Origin of the sequence: Streptomyces sp. SID5469 (assembly GCF_009862865.1) — a bacterium.
In the GTDB taxonomy this organism is placed as follows: domain Bacteria; phylum Actinomycetota; class Actinomycetes; order Streptomycetales; family Streptomycetaceae; genus Streptomyces; species Streptomyces avermitilis.
On the sequence record NZ_WWIN01000001.1, the window covers coordinates 3,933,611 to 3,952,233 of the forward strand.

At 69.8% G+C, this 18,623-nt stretch carries 18 protein-coding genes; 3 read left to right on the top strand and 15 right to left on the bottom strand.

The window, feature by feature from the left end; genetic code table 11:
- Positions 1-2: 2 nt before the first annotated feature.
- The 7 genes from GTY58_RS16550 to GTY58_RS16580 all read right to left on the bottom strand — a co-directional run bounded on the left by GTY58_RS16550 (position 3) and on the right by GTY58_RS16580 (position 8,380).
- The gene (locus tag GTY58_RS16550) at positions 3-836 is read right to left on the bottom strand and encodes an alpha/beta fold hydrolase (RefSeq protein ID WP_048894579.1); all 834 of its coding nucleotides are present in this window, start codon (positions 834-836) and stop codon (positions 3-5) included.
- Positions 829-4,014 (bottom strand): non-ribosomal peptide synthetase, encoded by a 3,186-nt coding sequence (locus GTY58_RS16555; protein ID WP_037645023.1) that lies wholly within the window; start codon positions 4,012-4,014, stop codon positions 829-831. The genes GTY58_RS16550 and GTY58_RS16555 overlap by 8 nt, the downstream gene beginning before the upstream one ends.
- Before the next feature lie 2 nt (positions 4,015-4,016).
- Positions 4,017-5,120, bottom strand: a complete 1,104-nt coding sequence (locus GTY58_RS16560) for a pyridoxal phosphate-dependent aminotransferase (RefSeq protein WP_010984590.1) — start codon at positions 5,118-5,120, stop codon at positions 4,017-4,019.
- 34 nt (positions 5,121-5,154) lie between these two features.
- Positions 5,155-6,078, bottom strand: a complete 924-nt coding sequence (dapF, locus tag GTY58_RS16565) for a diaminopimelate epimerase (protein ID WP_010984591.1) — start codon at positions 6,076-6,078, stop codon at positions 5,155-5,157.
- A gap of 46 nt (positions 6,079-6,124) precedes the next feature.
- On the bottom strand, positions 6,125-6,820 hold the full coding sequence (locus GTY58_RS16570; protein WP_010984592.1) for a 2OG-Fe dioxygenase family protein: 696 nt from the start codon (positions 6,818-6,820) through the stop codon (positions 6,125-6,127).
- Between the two features lie 31 nt (positions 6,821-6,851).
- Entirely contained in the window at positions 6,852-7,895 is a 1,044-nt protein-coding gene (locus GTY58_RS16575) for an iron-containing redox enzyme family protein (protein ID WP_037645021.1), read from the bottom strand.
- Between the two features lie 314 nt (positions 7,896-8,209).
- Positions 8,210-8,380 carry a hypothetical protein gene (locus GTY58_RS16580; protein ID WP_154696726.1) on the bottom strand — a complete coding sequence of 57 codons (171 nt, stop codon included), beginning with the start codon at positions 8,378-8,380 and terminating at the stop codon, positions 8,210-8,212.
- Between the two features lie 130 nt (positions 8,381-8,510).
- Here GTY58_RS16580 and GTY58_RS16585 point away from each other — a divergent pair, with 130 nt between their 5' ends.
- Positions 8,511-9,551, top strand: a complete 1,041-nt coding sequence (locus GTY58_RS16585; protein WP_010984595.1) for a LuxR family transcriptional regulator — start codon at positions 8,511-8,513, stop codon at positions 9,549-9,551.
- Here the strand turns inward: GTY58_RS16585 and GTY58_RS16590 are convergent.
- Positions 9,479-10,498 (bottom strand): helix-turn-helix domain-containing protein, encoded by a 1,020-nt coding sequence (locus tag GTY58_RS16590; protein WP_010984596.1) that lies wholly within the window; start codon positions 10,496-10,498, stop codon positions 9,479-9,481. The two genes, GTY58_RS16585 and GTY58_RS16590, sit on opposite strands and share 73 nt — an antisense overlap.
- A gap of 70 nt (positions 10,499-10,568) precedes the next feature.
- Between GTY58_RS16590 and GTY58_RS16595 the strand changes: the two genes are divergently transcribed.
- Positions 10,569-10,898, top strand: coding sequence for a cupin domain-containing protein (locus GTY58_RS16595; protein ID WP_010984597.1), 330 nt, complete (start codon positions 10,569-10,571; stop codon positions 10,896-10,898).
- Positions 10,899-10,911: 13 nt separating this feature from the next.
- Here the strand turns inward: GTY58_RS16595 and GTY58_RS16600 are convergent, their stop codons facing one another.
- The 3 genes from GTY58_RS16600 to GTY58_RS16610 are packed head-to-tail and all read right to left on the bottom strand — an operon-like array spanning position 10,912 to position 12,354.
- Positions 10,912-11,433 carry a GNAT family N-acetyltransferase gene (locus GTY58_RS16600; protein ID WP_010984598.1) on the bottom strand — a complete coding sequence of 174 codons (522 nt, stop codon included), beginning with the start codon at positions 11,431-11,433 and terminating at the stop codon, positions 10,912-10,914.
- Between the two features lie 5 nt (positions 11,434-11,438).
- Positions 11,439-11,846, bottom strand: a complete 408-nt coding sequence (locus GTY58_RS16605) for a VOC family protein (protein WP_010984599.1) — start codon at positions 11,844-11,846, stop codon at positions 11,439-11,441.
- Between the two features lie 4 nt (positions 11,847-11,850).
- Entirely contained in the window at positions 11,851-12,354 is a 504-nt protein-coding gene (locus tag GTY58_RS16610; protein ID WP_010984600.1) for a DinB family protein, read from the bottom strand.
- Between the two features lie 167 nt (positions 12,355-12,521).
- Between GTY58_RS16610 and GTY58_RS16615 the strand changes: the two genes are divergently transcribed.
- Positions 12,522-13,262, top strand: a complete 741-nt coding sequence (locus GTY58_RS16615) for a class I SAM-dependent methyltransferase (RefSeq protein ID WP_010984601.1) — start codon at positions 12,522-12,524, stop codon at positions 13,260-13,262.
- A 24-nt stretch (positions 13,263-13,286) separates the two neighbouring features.
- Here the strand turns inward: GTY58_RS16615 and GTY58_RS16620 are convergent, their stop codons facing one another.
- From GTY58_RS16620 to GTY58_RS16635, 4 genes are all read right to left on the bottom strand, one after another.
- Positions 13,287-14,411, bottom strand: a complete 1,125-nt coding sequence (locus GTY58_RS16620) for a dipeptide ABC transporter ATP-binding protein (RefSeq protein WP_037645265.1) — start codon at positions 14,409-14,411, stop codon at positions 13,287-13,289.
- Between the two features lie 163 nt (positions 14,412-14,574).
- On the bottom strand, positions 14,575-15,636 hold the full coding sequence (locus GTY58_RS16625) for an oligopeptide/dipeptide ABC transporter ATP-binding protein (protein ID WP_010984603.1): 1,062 nt from the start codon (positions 15,634-15,636) through the stop codon (positions 14,575-14,577).
- 9 nt (positions 15,637-15,645) lie between these two features.
- On the bottom strand, positions 15,646-16,626 hold the full coding sequence (locus tag GTY58_RS16630; protein ID WP_010984604.1) for an ABC transporter permease: 981 nt from the start codon (positions 16,624-16,626) through the stop codon (positions 15,646-15,648).
- Positions 16,627-16,725: 99 nt separating this feature from the next.
- Complete coding sequence (locus GTY58_RS16635; protein ID WP_037645017.1) at positions 16,726-18,534, bottom strand: ABC transporter substrate-binding protein; 1,809 nt, start codon at positions 18,532-18,534, stop codon at positions 16,726-16,728.
- Positions 18,535-18,623 lie beyond the last annotated feature (89 nt).

Sequence of the window (18,623 nt, forward strand, 5' to 3'; positions counted from 1 at the left end):
GCCTATCCCTCCGCCGGGGCGAGAGCGGACCGGGCCTGCGCGAGGCCCTGCCGCACCAGGCCGGCGAGCGTAGCGAACGCCTCGCCGGCCCAGATCGAGTCGTGGTCGCCCGTGATCGTGTGCCGCTCGACGCGGGGGGCGAGCGTCTCCCAGCGCGTGCGCGCGTCCAGGGAGTCGGCCGCCTTGAGGAAGAGCACCCGGCCCGCGTACGGGCCCCGGTGCTCGTACGCGTACAGCGCCTCGGCGTGGGCGCGGAACACGTCGTAGCGCTCCTGGAGGAACTCCTCGTCGAACTCCTCGGGAAGCACCTCGTCCCCGGCCGCGGTGACAGCCGTCCACACCGCCTCGGGGGTGACGTCGTCGGGGTAGGGCGTCAGCAGCGCGTCCAGCGCCTCCGGCGGCTCCCCCATCGCCGTCACGAGGTCCCGCAGGAAGGCGTGCAGCAGCGCCTTCTCCGGCGGCAGCGGGAACGGCTGGGGCACCGTCGCGTCGATGAGGACGAGCAGCGGCACCTCCTCGCCGGCCTCCACGAGCCGCTGGGCCATGTGGTAGGCGACCACACCGCCGAGCGACCAGCCGAGCAGCAGGTACGGTCCCCGCGGCCGGGCCGACCGCAGGGACGCCAGGTGCCGTTCCGCGAGCGCCTCGATCGAGTTGAGGGGCGCCCCGCCGTCGTCGAACCCCGGCGCCTCGAAGCCGTACGACGGCTGCTGAGGGCCGAGGAGTTCGGCGAGCCCCGCGTACACGTAGCCCGAACCGGAGACCGGGTGCACGCAGTACAGCGGCGGGTGGGTGCCGTCCTCGCGGAGCGGCACCAGGGTGGTCGAGTCAGTCACGGCCGGCCTTGGCGGCGAGCAGTTCGTCGATGGCCTCGGCCACGCCGCCCACGGTGGCGCCGCCGTAGAGCATCCGGACGTTGATCTTCACGCCGAAGGCCTTGTTGATCCGGCTGACCGCCCGCATCGCCTGGAGCGAGTTGCCGCCGAGTTCGAAGAAGCTGGCGTCCGCGCTGATCTGATCGGCCTTCAGGACCGTGGCGAAGGCCTCGGCGACCCGCTCCTCGGTGGGCGTGGCGGGGGCGACGTAGGCCCGGCCTTCCGTACCGTCGGCGCCGTACGACGGCTCGGGCAGCGCGTGCCGGTCGATCTTCTTGGCGAGCGTGAGCGGGAACTCGTCCAGCTTCACCCAGGCGGTCGGCACCATGTACTCGGGCATCGACTCGCCGAGGTGGCGGCGGAGTTCGGCGAGGGTCGGGGCCTGGTCGCCGAGCACCGTGTAGTAGCCGACGAGCTGCTTCTCGCCCTGCGGGTCCGCCTTGAGCAGCACCAGGGCCATGCGGATCTGCGGGTGGGCGACCAGCGCGGACTCGATCTCGCCGAGCTCGATGCGCAGGCCGCGCAGCTTGACCTGGTTGTCGATGCGGCCGATGAAGTCGACCTGGTAGTCCGGGGTCCAGCGGACGAGGTCGCCGGTGCGGTAGACCCGGCCGGTGGGCTCGAAAGGGTTGGGCACGAACTTCTCGTCGGTCAGCTCGGGCAGGTTGAGATAGCCGCGGGCCAGGCCGTCCTCGCCGCCGATGAGCAGCTCACCGGGGACACCGACCGGGGCGAGGTTGCCGTGCCGGTCGACCACGTAGTGCAGACGCCCGTACTCGGGGCGGCCGATCGGCGGGGCGGAGCGCCACTCGATGTGCTCGCAGAGGTACTCGGTGCAGGCGATGGCCGCCTCGGTCGGGCCGTACAGGTTCACGAACTTGCGGCCGGGGATGTTCCACTTGTTGACCAGCTCGGCCGGCAGGACCTCGGCGCCGCCCATGATGTATTTCAGGTGCGGGTACGGTCCGCCGTCGAGCAGCGAGAGCAGGGTCGGCGAGAGACCGACATAGGTGACGCGCTGCTCGCGGATGAGGGTGCCGAGCGCCTCGGGCGACGAGGCGTCCTCGGGCGAGACGAGGACCAGCGTGGCGCCGGTGATCAGCGCGGTGTAGATCTCGCCCTGCGACATGTCGAAGATCAGCGACGGCTGCTGGAGCAGCCGGTCCTCGGGGGTGAATTCGCCGAACGTGTGCCGGTACGCCTCGATGAACACGCGCAGGCTGCGGTGCTCGATCATCACGCCCTTGGGGCGGCCGGTGGAGCCCGAGGTGTAGAGGACGTAGGCGAGGGTCTCGCGGTCCGCGAGCTCTTCGAGCGGCTCGGTGTCGGACTCGGCCTCGATGGCCGCCCAGTCCGCGTCGATGAGCACGACCTTCCGGTCCTCGCTCGTCGGGAGCCCGCCCGCCACATCGGCGCGGGTGATGACGACCGGGGCCGCGGTGTCCTGGAGCATGTAGTCGATACGGGCGGCCGGGTGCGAGGGGTCCATGACCGCGTAGGCGCCGCCGGCCCGCATGACGCCCAGCATGGCCACCAGGGCGTCCAGGTCGCGGTCCATGACGATGCCGACGACCTGTCCGGGGCGTATCCCGCGGGCCCGCAGATGGCGGGCGAGCTTGCCGGAGCGGCGCGCCAGTTCGCCGTACGTCATCTCCACCCCGCGGCAGACCGCGGCGACGGCGTGGGGGGTGCGCTCGGCGACCTGGAGGACGGTGGTGTGCACCGGGTCGTGGCTGAAGTCGAAGTCCGGGCCGCGGCCCGCCTCCAGCAGCAGCCGGCGCTCGTCCTCGCCGAGCATCGCCAGCTTGGAGATCGGCTGCTCGGCGTCCTCGACCGCGGCGGCCAGCACGTTCTGGATGTGCCGGGCCATCGCCTCGATGCGGATGCCGTCGAACAGGTCGGTGGTGTACTCGGCGACGAACCGCAGCCGGTCCGCGCTCTCCAGGAACGTCAGCGACAGGTCGTAGCGGGAGCGCGGGACGGCGACGTCCAGCTGTTCGTCGGTGAGCCCGGTCAGGCCCAGGTCGGAACCCCCGGTGCCGCTGCCGAGCAGCTGGGTGCCGATCTGGAACAGCGGGTTGCGGCCCGCCTCACGGGCCGGCTGGACATGGCTGACGATCTGGTCGAACGGCACGTCCTGGTTGTCGTACACGTCCATGTTGGCGTCCGCGACCCGCTCGATCAGCTCGGCGAAGGTGGGGTCGCCGGACAGATCGGTGCGCAGCACCAGCATGTTGATGAACAGGCCGACGACGTCCTCGAGTTCGGGCTCCGTGCGGCCGAGCATGGGGATGCCGAGCGGGATGTCCTCCTGGCCGGTGTAGCGGCCGACCACGACGTTCAGGGCGGTCGTCAGCACCATGAACAGGGAGGCGCCCTCCTGCTGCGCGAGCGCCCGCGCCCCGTGGAGCAGTTCGGCGGGGAAGTCGAAGGTGAGGGTCTCGCCGTTCTGGGTCGGGGTGGCCGGACGCGCGCGGTCGGCGGGCATCTCCACCACCGGCAGCCCGGCGAGCTTCCCCTTCCAGAACTTCAGCTGCTGCTCCCAGGAGTCGCCCCCGTGCTGCTCGCGCTGGGCCCGGACGTGGTCCTCGTACGTCGCCTCCAGCTCGGGGAGCGCGGGCTGCGTGCCCTGGACGAAGGCGTTGTAGGCGCCGGAGATCTCGCGGTTGATCAGGGCCGACGACCAGCCGTCGGTGTTGATGTGGTGGAAGACCAGCACCAGGACGTGGTCCTCGGCGGACAGCCGCAGCAGCGAGAAGCGGTACAGCGGCCCGGCCGCCAGGTCGAAGGGGGCCTCGCTGCGGGCGCGCAGAGTTGCGTCCAGGTCGGCGTCCGCCAGGTCGACGATCTCCAGGTCGACCTCGCCCGCGGGCGCGACGACGCCGTACGGGGTGCCCTCGGCGGAGCGGAAGGTCGTGCGCAGCGCCGTGTTACGGGTGACCAGGGAGGTCAGCGCCCGGTGCAGGGCCCCGACGTCGAGGGTGCCGCGCAGCCGGTACGCCACGGGCACGTTGTAGGTGATCTCGCCGGGGCTGAGCTGGTCGAGGAACCACAGCTGCTCCTGTGCGAAGGAGAGCGGGGTGCGGGTCTCGTCGGTCGGCCTGCTGGCCCGGGTCGCTTCTTCGTTGGGCTGGCTCATGGTCACACTGCTCCACTTGTCATGTTGCGCACGGCCTGGGGCCGCAGGACGGGGTCGAGCCGTCGCAGGCCTTCGGAGATGAGATGGGGGTCCCGTGCGAAGCACAGGCGGAATCCGTCGGGGCCGCCGAGCGTCTCGCCCGGCATGAGCAGAACTCCGGTGTCCAGCACCCGGCGGCACAGGTCGAGCGGCGCCTCGCCGGTGAGCAGCCGGAACCAGGCGAAGGGGGTGCCCCGCGGTTCGGTGAGCCGGACCGCGTCGGTGTTGCGCGCGGCCCAGGCGCGGACCACGGCGAGGCCTTCCCCGGTCAGCGTGCGGTACCGCTCGGTGTAGTGGTCGCGGCGCTCCAGCACGTCGCACGCGAGTGTCTCGCACAGCACGGAATTGCCTATGTTGGAGAGGAACTTGCGCTCCGTGCAGGCCACGACGAGCTCGGGCGGCCCGTACAGCCAGCCGATGCGCAGGCCGGGAAAGCCGTAGACCTTGGAGAGGCTCGACACGGAGATCGTCCGCTCGAGGCGGGTGGCGGCCGAGTCCTTCAGCTCCAGCGCGTAGTCCTCGTCGAGCAGGAGGTACGCGCCCGTGCGGGCGGCCAGGGTGTGCAGCGCGGCCAGGTCGGCGTCGGAGACGCGCTGACCGGTCGGGTTGCAGGGGGTGTTGACGACGATCAGCCGCAGGTCGGGGCCCGCGACGGCGGCCGCGGCCTCGACGTCGACGGTGAGGTCCGGGCGGTGGTCGAGGATGTCGACCCGGCAGCCCAGTTCGGCCGGCATGTCCCAGGACTGCTGCCAGCCGGGCCGGAAGGTGATGACCTGGTCGCCGGGGCGCAGCAGCGCGTTGTAAACGAGGTAGAGCGCCTGCTGGGCGCCGTGGGTGATCAGGACGTGGTCGTCGTCGGTGCCGTAGAGGTCCGCGACCAGGGCGCGCAGCCTGGGTATGCCGCGGTTGTGCCCGTAGTCGAGTTCGAGGCCGCCGAGGGGGGTCAGTTCGTCGAGAGTGCCGCAGGGCAGGTTGCTGTCGCCGAGGTCGATGTCGTAGCGCCCGGCGGCGTCGTCGAACACCCAGCGGCGCATGGGGTACGTGGAGACGGTCGTCGCAGTGGTCATCGGGCGGTCCCCGGGTGGGTCGGGACGGTCGCGGTCATCGTGCGGTCTCCAGCTTGTTCCGGAAGACGGGTGAGAAGCGGCCGCTGCTGATCCGCTCGGCGGTGCCGGTCATGGAGACGGAGCCGTCCGCCGCGATCGAGACGTCGATCCGGCCGCCGGGCATGCGTACTTCCACGTCCGGGCCGGTCAGGCCGAGGGCGTGCGCGGCCGCGGCGGCGGCGCAGGCGCTGCTGCCGGAGGCGAGGGTGTAGCCGGCGCCGCGTTCGTAGACCTCGATGGCGATCGTCCGGCGGTCCACGATCGCCAGGAACTGCACGTTCGTGCGTCCCGGGAAGCGGGTGTGTCCGGCGATCAGGGGCCCCAGTTCGCGGGCGAGGCCGGCGGAGATCTCCGCCAGCGGGACGACCGCGTGCGGGTTCCCGTTGTGCACGGAGGTGACCGCGAGGCGGCGCCCGCCGACGTCGAGGCTCTCGCCCGTCGCCCCGAACTCGGGCCGGCCCATGCCGACCTGGACGGTCCCCGAGGCGAGGTCGAGGATGCGTACCGGTACGTCACCGGCGGCCGTGCGGAGCGGGAACTCCTCGTCCCCGCTCCACGGCTCGCCGTAGGTTTCGGCCAGATGCAGAGCGAACATCCGCAGTCCGTTGCCGCTCTTCTCGCACTCGGTGCCGTCGGAGTTGAACATCCTCAGGCGCACCGGTTCACCGGCTTCCGGTGCCCCGAGCGGTCCGAACAGCACTCCGTCCGCGCCGACCCCGAAGTGCCGGTCGCACAGCAGCCGCACGGCCGCGGGGCCGGGCGTGAAGTCGCTGCCGCGCGGGTCGACGACCACGTAGTCGTTGCCGAGCGCGTGGTAGGTGAAGAACTCCGCGGACTCCTCGAACTCCGCGGGCGGCGAGGACGCCGAAGGCGTCGACGCGGGTGTCACGACCGTCGAGGACGTCGAATGTTCGCCCATGCTCTGTGCCGGCTCCTGTTCCTGCTGTTGTCTGCCGAGGTCCGCGTCAGCTCTCGGCGCCGTCGGCCAGCGCGGCCTCGTCGTGCTCCTCGCCGTACCACTTCTCGGCCCAGCGGGAGAACGCGATGATGACGATGTCGCGGTTGGCGGGGCCGCCGTCGGCCGACTCCACGTCGGTGACGTCGTGGGCGAGGCCGCGGTCGTCGAGGAGCACCGCGTGGCCGGGCTCCAGCGTGCCGGTCCAGAACGGGGCGTCGGCGCCCGGCTCCCACAGCCGGGTCTGCGCGCCGGCCACGTTGTTCTTGTTCAGGACGGCGATCATGACGAACTCGTGTCCGTCGTGGTGCACGCCCTCCGGGGTGAGCGGGCCCGCGTAGTCGCCGTCGGCCCGGGTCCGGTTCTGGTGGACGTTGATCTGCCAGTCCTCGGACCGGTCGAGACCCAGCTCCTCGATGCCGTGCGAGATCAACGGCACGAAGTCGGCCTTGATGGGCTGGTAGACGCGGCGGATGCCGCCACCGACCTTGTTGAACTTGGTGAAGGTGGTGTAGTCGCGGTGGGCCAGCAGCTCGAAGGTCCAGCCCTCGGTGCCCTCGGGGCGCAGCCGGTACTGGGAGAACCGCTTGAAGCGGGTGCCGTTGCCCATGTACTCGTCGACCGGCAGGTCCTCGTAGCTGTCGAGGAGCTCCTGAGAGACCTCCGGCAGCTCGATCAAAGCGAATTTCTGCTCGTTGAGCGGCATGACGGACTCCTTCTGGATCGTGTGACGTGGGTCAGACGGCGACGGCGGGCATGCGCTCGTCGAGGTAGCGGGCGGAGGAGTTGAGCCGCCACAGGGTGCCGCGGGCGATGGCGCGCCGCATGTGCTCCGACTCGGCCGCGGGGATGACCACGTTGTGGAACCAGCCGGCGGCGTGCTGGGAGTCGACCGTGATGTGCAGCCGGTGGTAGACGATGCCGATGTCCGGCAGGCCGAGACGCTCCCAGGCGTGCACGACCTGCACGAAGCGGTCGGGAACCAGCCATTCCGTCATGCCGAGGAAGCCGACGGCCTCCGGGTAGTACTGCCGGTAACGGCACAGCAGGACGGCCAGGTTGCCGGAGAGCAGCGCGTTGGCGGTCAGCGAGCGCTCCAGCTCGTCGGCCGGGATCTCGAAGACCTCGAAGATCTTGTTGAAGAGGTGGGTGTGCACCTCTTCCGGCTTGCCGTTGCCCATCTCGTCCCAGAAGTTCTGGGCGATCTCCATCTTCGCGGCGCCGCTGGTGCCGACCTGCATCATCGCCAGCAGGTCGTCGAACCGCCCGTCGACGACCGACTCCTGCATCACATAGGTGCGCAGGTCGGCGGAGGTCGCCTCGTCGCGGATGAACTCCCGGTAGTAGGGGTGCTTGTAGACGCGGTGTTCGCGGGCCAGCTTCTTCAGCCAGGAGAGGTAGGCGGCGGGCTCGGCGGGCGCCTGGTCGATCAGGCCGGGCTCGATGTAGCCGTCCTCGGCCTCGATGGTGGCCTCTTCGAGCAGGCGGGTGATCGTGTGCAGCAGGACGGACCCCTCGGCGGAGGGGCCCTCGGGTATCAGGGTGTGCAGCCCGTAGATGCGGGCGAGGAGACGCTGCTGCGCATAGAACGCCTCGGAGTCGCCGAGCCGCGCGTCGTCGTTGAGGGAACGGATCGCGTCGAGGATCGCGTCGCGCTCCGCTCCTGTTACAGCCTTGTCAAGTTCGGCCGGATTCCTGGGCAGCCAGGAAGACACCTCGTCGACGATCTGCGCGTAAGTCTTCGGCTGCTGAACGGAGGTGGACTCGTTGAGAGTCTGCATGGGGGCCCCTTCTGAAACGCGCCCATGGCTTAGTGGACGCGCGTTGATTGATCTACGGTGTGCCTGAAGTGCACGAAACCGATACGAACGGAGGCGCGGCGAAGCAGGTGACGCTCAACAGAGTCGAACGGCACCTGGCTGACAGACCGCCGGGCCAGCCGGAGAAAGGGTGTGGACACACCCCTGTGAGTCGAGGCGCCCGACCGGCGCCTTCGCTGAATGGCCGCATCACGGGAGGCGCGGCAGGTCGAGCCCCGCAGCGCGTGCGGGACTCCGGGACTACTGCCGCGCCCGGCCGGACATGGGCGGTGGTGCTAGTTCGCGTGGCGTGCGACCACACCCCAGGCGAGGTCCGCCTGGACGTTCGTCTGCGAGTGCGCGCCGTCGGTGATGTGACAGGACCCCAGGACCGTGACGGTCAGCACACCGGCGGCGACTCCGCACACCAGCGCTCGCAAAGAACGAATGGAAATCTTGTCGTGCACGCTAGTTCCCTCCCCATAACGGTCGGGGATCTTCCCGCCGCTCGGGAAAAGCATGCCTTTTCCGGTGCGCAACAGGAACCGGATCGGAGCGGCACGACTACGCAGTGCAAGATCCTGCAGGACCCAAAAGATGACTGAATACGACGAACAAGACGAACATCACGACCTCGGCCGGGCCGCGCGCCCCGGCGACTTCGAGCTCCCCGACGTCAGCGGTTTCGATCTGCTCCAGTACCGGGAGTCCCTCACGCAGGGCAGGCGCCCGCGGGAGGAGACGTCTCAGGCGCTGCTCCGTCTGCATCTGCTGCACCCCGTGTCCGAGGCGTCGGACGTGTGCGTCCCGGTGTCCCCGAGCGCCGCGGTGGACGCGCTGGTCGCACCGCTGGAAGAAGAGCGGCTGAAGCTGCGCAAGAAGATCAACGACATCCGGTCCGCCATGGCGGCCTTCGACGCGGTGCACTCGGAGGTCCGCAGCAAGGAGGCGGTCCCGCTGACTCTGCTGGTCGGCGGCGCCGCGATCAGCGCCTCGGTGACGAGTTCCGCCCGCGCCAGCGAGCGGGAGATCATCACGGTACAGCCAGGTGGCAGTCGTCCGCCCGAACTTCTGGCCGAGACGATGGAGTTGAACATGTCCCTGCTGGCCCGCGGCGTCCGGCAGCGCACGCTCTACCAGCACTCGATCCGCAAGCACCAGCTCACGATGGACTACAGCCGTCAGGTGGTGGCGGCCGGTGCCGAGATCCGGACAGTGACCGAGATCTTCGAGCGGCTCATCATCTGCGACGACACCGTGGCGTACATCCCCACCAACGACGAGCGCGCCAACGAGGCCCTGGAGATCCGGCACCCCGCACTGATCCGCTATCTGCGGGCCGGTTTCGAGCGGGCCTGGGAGGGGGCGGAACCCATCAGCCCGGCCGATCCGCTGCCGAAGCGGGCCCGCGAGGACGCCATTCTGGTGCGGATCGCCCAACTGCTCGTCGACGGTCACACCGACGAGTCCATCAGTCAGCGGCTCGGCATCGGGGTGCGGACGGTGGCCAAGCGGATCAGCACGCTCTCCGGCCGGCTCGGCAGCCGCAGCCGGGGACAGCTCGGCTATCTGATAGCCCGCTCCGGAATGCTCGACGAGCCCTCTCCCCCTGCCCCGCCGGCTCCTCCCTCGGGCTGAGCCCCGCCGAATATCTGCCGGTACGCGCCGGGTGTGGTGCCGACGGCCGTACGAAAGCGGCGGCGCAGGTTGACGGCGGAGGCGAGGCCGACCCGGGTGGCGACGGTCTCCACCGGCAGGTCGGTCTGCTCCAGCAACACGCGTGCCGCGTCGATGCGTCGGCCCAGCAGCCACTGTCCGGGGCTGGTGCCGAGCTGCTCGGCGAAGCGCCGGGCGAGCGTCCGGCTCGACAGCCCGGCGCGCTCGGCGAGCCGGTCCAGGGTCAGCCGGCCGTCGAGGTGGGCGGTGGCCCACTCCAGCAGCGGTGCCAGCGACTCGTCCGTGCGGGCCGGGGCGGGCCGCACGGCGTACTGGAGCTGACTGCCCTCGCGGTGCGGTGGCAGGACCATGCTGCGGGCCACCTCGGTGGCGTACGCGGCGCCGTGGTCGGAGCGTACGAGGTGCAGGCACAGGTCGATCCCGGCGCCGATGCCGGCGCTGGTCGCCACGTCGCCGTGGTCGACGTAGAGCACGTCCGCCTCGACCCGCACCTCGGGGAAGGCGGCCGCGAGTTGGCCCGTGCGGCGCCAGTGGGTGGTGGCGGCGCGGCCGTCGAGCAGCCCCGCCTGGGCGAGGACGAACGCGCCCGTGCAGATGGAGATGATTCTGGCGCCGCGCCGGTGCGCGGCCCGCAGCGCCGCGAGGACGCGGGCGGGCGCGGGAGTGCCGGGCGGCTGCCAGCCCGGTACGACGACGGTGTCCGCCTCGTCCAGCGCGTCGAGGCCGTCCTCGACGAGCATCGCGTAGCCGACGGTGGTCGGCAGCGGCCCCGGGTGGTCGGCGCAGACCCGGAAGTCGTAGTGGGCCGGGAGCTGCGGGCGGACCGTGCCGAAGACCTCGGCGGCGCAGGCCAGTTCGAAGGGTGACTGCGGTGGGTTCAGCAGGGCCGTCACCCGGTGCCGGTTCATGGCATGAATGTACCCCCTGATGTCTTTCCTGACTCTTGAGCGGGGGATCCGCCTGCGGGAGATTGGCAGCATGAGCAACATCACCGACACCGGGAAGTACGCCGTCCAGGTCGCCGAGGTGCCGCCGGAGGAAGTGACGCCCGGGATCGTGCGCCGTCCGCTGCCGAAGACCGACAACGCCCGCGGCTGGCTGATCGACTTCGCCCCCGGGACCGAGTGGCCGGAAGTCGACGTCCACGCCTCCGAGGAGCGCTACTACGTCCTGAACGGGGAGGTCATCGAGGGCGAGGAACGCCACGGCCCCGGCAGCTACGTCGTGTTCGCCCCGGGCAGCAGCCATCGCCCCCGCAGCGACATCGGCGCCACGATCCTGGGCTGGACGGACCTGCCGGGGGCATGACGGCCCGGCTGTCTCAGGCCCCGGCCAGGTCCAGCTCGCCCACGACCTGGTCCCCGCTGATCTCCCCGGTTCGCCGGAAGCCGAGGCGGAGATAGAACGGCTCGGGGCCGCCCTCGCCCTCCGCCCAGGTGACGGTGACCCGGGACCCGCCGCGGCGGCGGATCTCCGCGCGGACGGCGTCCACGGCGAAGCGGCCGTACCCGCGCCCCTGCCGGCCGTGCCCGATGTTGAGGCGCCAGAGGCCGGACCGGGGGCGGTCGTCCGGGTCGTCGGGGTTGAAGCGGATGTCGAAGAAGGCCATCACGAACCCGACGAGTTCGTCACCGTCGTAAACGAGCCGGGGCCAGGCCGTCGCGGGGTGCACGTACGCCTCGGCGAGCGACTTCACCACCGGGGACACGAACCGCTCCTGGCCGGGCCCGACCTTCAGGGCGATCGCCGCGTCGATGTTGTCCGGGGTCACCTTCTCCAGGCGCAGCCGGTGCGAAGAGCCGCCCGGCCCGTGCGGGTCGGGCGAGCCGGGCGGTGTGGCCATGCCGGTCAGTCCTTCTCCGCGCGTTCGGCGTCCCCGCGTTCCACGCAGAACTCGTTGCCCTCGGGGTCGGCCAGGAGGACCCAGCCGGTGCCGTCGGGACGGGTGTGGTCGGCGACCTTCCGTGCCCCGAGCCCGAGGGCCCGCTCGACCTCTTCGTCCCGGGTGCATCCGCGGGGCCGGAGATCGAAGTGGATCCGGTTCTTCACCGACTTGCCCTCCGGGACGCGCAGGAAGAGCAGGCTCGGGCCGCCGTCGGGGTCGCGGATCAGCGCCGCCGGGTCACCGGGCTTGTCGTCGTCGTCCAGCGGCCGGCCGAGCAGGGCGCTCCAGAAGAGCCCGACGTCGTACGGGTCGCCGGTGCAGTCGAAGGTGATGTTGTGGATGACCGGCGTCAACCGGCTCGTCTCGCCCATGGATTCAGGCTCCCGTCTCGCCGTCGACCAGCTCGCGGATGATGTCCAGGTGGCCGTTGTGGCGGGCCGTTTCCTCGATGAGGTGCAGGATCACCCAGCGCAGGTCGACATGGCGGCCGTCGCGGATGGGGCGCTTGGCGGTGGCGTCCAGGTCATGCTCCGCGACCAGCTCCCGGTAGCGGGCGCACTGTTCCTCGTACTCGGCCAGGACGTCCGCCGGCGGCATGTCCACGGCGATGCGCATCTCGCGGTCGGGGTCCTCGTCCGTCCAGGGACCCTCGTCCTCCTCGCCCAGGAACACCACCTGGAACCACCAGTACTCCACCCAGCGGAGGTGGTTGACCACTCCGCTCAGCGTCATCAGCGGGGAGCCGGGCAACGGTGCCTTGACGGCGTCCTCGGGCGAGACGCCCTCGCACTTGGCCCGGGCGGTGGCACGTACGTAGTCGAGGAAGGTGGCCAGCTGCGTGCGCTCGTCCCAGGCGGGAGGCGTATCGGTTCGTGTCATCGCATGGGAGCATCCCGGACCTCCGCACGCTTGTCGAACGAATAAGTGACTGGACCGTGGTGCGGTTCCCGTCCGCCCCCGCCCCTCGCTCCCGCGTACCACAAAGATCCACAAAGTTCGCTCCGGAGGCCCCACAACCCCACCGCGGACCTGGCAGACTGCCCCGGATGGCCGACCGCTCGTTCTCCGACACCACCCTCGCCGGACTGTACGACGCCCTCAACCCCTGGGGCCCGAGTGAGGACTTCTACCTGGGACTTGTGATGTCCGCGCAGAGCGTGCTGGACGTCGGCTGCGGCACCGGCGCCCTGCTCGGGCGGGCCCGCGGCGCGGGGCATCCAGGACGCCTGTGCGGGCTCGACCCCGCCGCGGCCATGCTCGTCCAGGCCCGCCGGCGCCGCCCCGACGTCGAGTGGGTGCTCGGCGACCTCCGCTCGCAGCGGTGGCAGGGCGCCTTCGACCTGGTCGTGATGACCGGGCATGCGTTTCAAGTGCTGGTCGGGGACACGGAATTGAGGACCTGTCTGGCCGGCGTGCGCGAAGCCCTCGCGGACGGCGGCCGGTTCGTCTTCGAGACCCGGAACCCGGCTGCCCGTGCCTGGGAGTCGTGGACCCCGGACCGGGTGCGTGAGGTCCCGCGGGTCGACGGCGGTGCCGTACGCGTCCGGCACGAGGTCGAACCGCCCGTCACCGGCGATCGCGTGACCTTCACCGAGACCTTCACCAGCCCCGCCTGGGAGCACCCCCGGGTCAGCCGGAGCACCCTGCGCTTCCTCGCACCCGACGCGCTCACCCGCTTCCTGGCGGAAGCCGGCCTGACGGTCGCCGAGCAGTACGGCGACTGGGGGCGGGCACCGCTCACCCCCACCAGCGCGGAGATCATCACCGTGGCCGAAATCGCCCCCTAGCCGCGACTCCCCTCAGCCCTCCCCTCAGCCCTCCGCGCCGCCCTCCTCCAGTGCCACCAGGGCCGGGTCGAGCACGATGTCCTCCTCGCGGGCGCCGGTCGTCGGGTCCTCCGGGAAGTGGCAGGCCGTCAGGTGGCCGTCGCGGTTGCCGGAGATCCGGACCAGCGGCGGCTCCTCGGCCGCGCACTTGTCCTGCGCCTTCCAGCAGCGCGTGCGGAAACGGCAGCCGGACGGCGGGGAGATGGGGGACGGCACATCGCCGGCCAGCCGGATCCGTTCGCGCCGCGTCTCGCCGCCGCCGTCCAGGTCGACCTCGGGGACCGCGGAGAGCAGCGCGTGCGTATAGGGGTGGCGGGGGCGCGCGTAGATCGAGTCGCGGTCGCCGACCTCGATCACCTTGCCGAGGTACATCACGGCGACGCGCTGCGAGAAGTGCCGTACGACGGCCAGGTCGTGGGCGATGAACAGGAACGCGATCCCCAGGTCCTTCTGCACCTGCTGGAGGAGGTTGACCACCTGGGCCTGGATCGACACGTCGAGCGCGGAGACCGGCTCGTCGGCGACGATCAGCTTCGGCTCCAGGGCCAGCGCCCGGGCCACACCGATGCGCTGGCGCTGGCCGCCGGAGAACTCGTGCGGGAAGCGGTTGTAGTGCTCGGGGTTGAGACCGACGATCTCCAGCAGCTCACGGACCCGCTTCTCCCGGCCGCCGCTCGGCCGGATCCCGTTGATCTCCATCGGACCCGCGATGATCTTGCCGACGGTCTGCCGGGGGTTCAGCGAGGAGTACGGGTCCTGGAAGATCATCTGGATCTCGGACCGGATCGGCGCGAGCTGCTTGCGGCTGGCGTGGCTGATGTCCTGGCCGCGGTACGTGATCCTGCCGCTCGTCGGCTCCAGCAGGCGCGTGATCAGCCGGCCGGTCGTCGACTTGCCGCAGCCGGACTCGCCGACCAGGCCGAAGCTCTCGCCGACGTTCACGGTCAGGTCGATGCCGTCCACGGCCTGCACGGCGCCGACGGTCCGCCGGATCGGGAAGCCGCCCTTGACCGGGAAGTGCTTGACGAGGCCTTCCACCACGAGCAACGGCTCCCCCGGGTCGTCGGCGGCGCCCTCGCGCGGGGCGGGCAGGGTGAGGTCGCCCTGCACGGCGTCGGCCTTCACGGCGTCGGCCTTCACGGCGTCACCTTTCGCGGCTGCGCCCTTCGCGGCGTCACCCTTCGTGGCCCCGCCCTTCACGACGTCGACCTTCTCGACGCCGTCCCTCCCGACGTCGCCCTTGATGACGTCTTCCGTCATGACGTGTCTCTCCCTACCGCAGCCGGGGTTTGATCTGCTCGATGAAGATGGTCCGCTTCTGCTCCGCCGTGAGGTGGCAGGCCCCGCCCCGCCCGGGTGGCAGCAGCGGGAGTTCGTCCACGCAACGCGTCCCGCCGACCTCGCCCCGGAAGGTGCACCGGGGGTGGAAACGGCAGCCCGACGGCGGGTTCAGCAGCGAGGGCGGTGCCCCCGGAATCGGCGCGAGGGGTGCGGCGAGGTCCGAGTCGATCCGCGGCATCGAGTTCAGCAGGCCCCAGGTGTAGGGGTGCTGGGGCGAGCGCAGCACCTCCTCGACCGTTCCCCGTTCGACGGCGCCGCCCGCGTACATCACCATGATGTCGTCGGCCATGTCGGCGATGACGCCGAGGTCGTGGGTGATGAAGATGATCGCCGAGCCGAACTCCTGCTGGAGGTCCTTGAGCAGGTCGAGGATCTGGGCCTGCACGGTCACGTCGAGGGCGGTCGTCGGCTCGTCCGCGATCAGCAGATCGGGGTCGCAGACCAGGGCCATCGCGATCATCGCGCGCTGCCGCATACCGCCGGAGAACTGGTGCGGATAGTCCTTCGCCCGGTCCTTGGGCCGGGGAATGCCGACCTTGCCGAGCATCTCCACCGCACGGTCCCAGGCCGTCTTCCTGGAGGCCCCAGTGTGTTTCATGAACGGTTCGGCGATCTGCCGGCCCACGGTGTAGTACGGGGACAGGGCGGTCAGCGGGTCCTGGAAGATCATCGCGACCTTGTTGCCGCGCAGCTTCTCCAGCTCGGACTCGCGGGCGGTGATCAGCTCCTGTCCCTCCAGCACGATCTCGCCGTCGATCTCGGTGAACATCGGGTTGTGCAGTCCGAGGATGGTCAGGTTGGTCACCGACTTGCCGGAGCCCGACTCCCCCACGATGCCGAGGGTCTGCCCGCGTTCGAGGTCGAAGGAGAGGCCGTCGACGGCCTTGACGACCCCGTCCTCCGTCTTGAAGCGGACGTGCAGGTCACGCACCGAGAGGAAGGCGCCCGCGTCCGACGGGGAGGGAACGCCCGATTCCTTGGTCACAGTGGTCACGGAGTGCTCCTAGGACAGCCGCACGCGCGGGTCGATGAAGGCGTAGCAGGCATCCACGATGATGTTGAACAGCAGGATCATGGCGGCGGAGAACAGCATCACCCCGAGCAGCAGCGGCAGATCGCTGAAGAACACCGACTGCACCGCCAGTTGGCCGAGACCCGGCAGACCGAAGGTGTACTCGGTGATGATCGCGCCGCCCAGCAGGGAGCCGAGGTCGATGCCGAAGATGGTGACGATGGGGATCAGCGAACCGCGCCAGGCGTAGCGGAAGAAGACGTACTTGCGCGACATGCCCTTGGCGCGGGCGGTGCGTACGTGCTCCTCCTGGAGCTGCTCGATCATCGACGAGCGCGCCATACGTGTGTACTGCGCGGCGAAGATGGTCGACAGCACGACCCACGGGATGATCAGTCCGGTGAACCAGGTGACCGGGTTCGCGGTGAACTCGTGGTAGGCGGGCTTGTCGAAGAGGTGGGTCTGGTACACGAGAGCGGCCAGCGCCAGCGGGCCCAGGAAGTAGATCTGCATCGAACTGAGCACCATCGACCCGGCCGTGACGGTCTTGTCGATCAGCGTGCCGCGCTTCCAGGCGGCGAGCAGTCCGGTGCCGAGGCCGATGAGCAGGAAGAAGACGCACGCGCCCAGCGTCAGGGAGACGGTGGTCGGCAGGCGGTCCATCAGGGTGCCCCAGACCTCCTCGTTGGTGTGGTACGAGTAGCCGAAGCACGGGGCGGGGCAAGGGCCCTGGGTGAATTCCTCGCTGCCCAGCACGAGGTTGTGCAGGAAGATCCAGTACTGCTCGGGGATCGACTTGTCGAGGCCGAGCACATGGTGGATGTTCGCGAGGTTCGCCGGCGTGCACGTCTTCCCGCACATCAGCAGTCCGGGATCACGCGGCATTCCGAAGAACAGCAGGAACGCGACGATGCTCAGCAGAAAGAGGATGACGCCGGCGCCGAGTGTCCGGCGAATGAGGAAGCGCAGCATGGCAGGGGCAGCTCTCAGACGTCAGCGGGCCCGGCGGGGCCCGGTGCGCCGCCCGCGTCGCTGAGCAGGCGGGCGCACCGGGCTCCGGTGGGGCGGCGGTTACTTGACGAACAGGCGTCGCGGGTCGATGCCGCCGATCACGTCGTCGTAGGCCAGGCCGCCGACCTTCGAGCCGGCGATCTGGATCTGCTTGTAGTAGGCGGTCGGGACGACGTTCACTACTTCCTTGACCAGGTACTGGTCGATCTTCTCCCACCCGGCCGCGGACTTCACCGGGTCGGTGATCTTGTTGACGCGGTCGATCTCGCTGTTGACGTGGGGGTCGTTGACCTGCGAGTAGTTCTGCGCACCGTCGGCGATCGCGCGGCCGTCGAACACCGGCGGGATCACGGTCGAGGCGGACGGCCAGTCGGCACCCCACGCGGTGTGGAAGATGTCGTAGTTGTTGTCGAGCTTGCTGACCTGGTCGTAGTACGTCTCGGCCGGGATCTCCTGGCGCTGGACGTTGAAGCCGGCCTTCTTCAGGCCGGCCGCCATGGCGGTGGAGTACTGCTGGCCCTCGGGCGTGTTGATGTAGCCGAAGGTCAGCTTCATGCCGACCTTGCCGGCCTCCTTCAGCAGCGCCTTGGCCTTGACCGGGTCACCCGCCGGTTTCTTGATCTTGCCGAACGGGTCGAAGGAGGCGTCGTAGCCGCTCACGGTCGGGCTGATCAGACCGCCGGCGACCTGCATCGCGTCGGTGCCGCCGTAGGCCCGGACGAACGGTGTGATCGGCAGGGCGTAGGCGATGGCCTCGCGGATCTTCTTGTCCTTGAGGGCCGGGTGGCTCATGTTGATGTTCATCTGGCCGACGTAGGGCTGGAAGCCGCCGACCGTACGGGACTTCATCTTCGGGTCGCTGAGGACCTTGGAGAGGTTGCCCGCGTCGACCTGGTTGTTGAAGCTGACGCCGGCCTGGTCGGCGCCGCTGTCGGCGAGGAGCGTCTTGGTGGACGTCTCGTACTGCTGGTTGAACGTGAAGTTGAACCGGTCCACGTACTGGTGGCGGATCGGGTCCGTCTTCGGGTCCCAGCTGGTGTTCTTCACCAGCACCATCGACTTGCCGGACTTGAACGACTGGATCTTGTACGGGCCGGCCGCCACGGGCGCCCTGTCGTACTTCTCCTTGGTGTCGCCCTTCTGGGACACGACCGCGTAGCCCGCCATGGCGAGGGCGTACGGCAGGTCGGGGTGCGCCGTCTTGAAGTGGAAGACGACGGTCTTCGCGTCCGGTGTCTCCAGGACACTGTCCGGCAGGTGCTTGCCCTTGTACGGGCCGTCCTTGAGCAGCTTGCGGTAGTCGGCACCCGGGGTGTCGGCGAGCCACTGCTGGAGGTAGGGCGGCCCCTGGTTGATGAAGGGCGCGAAGAGGCGTTCGACGGAATGGCGGACGTCCTTGGAGGTGATCGCCGTGCCGTCCTGGAACTTGATGCCGTCCTTGAGCGTGTACTTCCAGGTCTTGCCGCCGTCCGTGGTCGTACCGGAGTCGGTGGCGAGGTCGCCGACCACCTCGTGCTTGCTGCCGTCGTTGCTGGTGGCCTTGTAGCCGGTCAGGCCGCGGTGGAGCAGCGTGGCGACGGAGCCCTCGTCGGAGACGTAGATCTGGGCCGGGTCGAGGTGGGCGTAGCTGTCACGTTGCAGGACCTCCATCGTGCCGCCGGTCTTGGCGCCCGGTACGGCGGCCGCGGGACCCGTGGAGTCCTTCGCGTCGCCGAACTTGATCGACGCCTGCTGCCGCTGGGCGTTCTCCTTGTCCTTCTTGTCGTTGTTGCCGCTGTCGCTGCCGCCCTTGCTGCAACCGGTGAGCACGAGAGCTCCGGCCGCGAGCACTGAGATTGCGGCATATGCGTGGCGTCCGCCCCTACTCATCACTCAGTTTCCACCCATCTGTGTGTCACCAGTGCGAAGAAAGTGCTTACGACGAAGTGCGGTTGACATGCGATTGAAGTGCGGTCCTG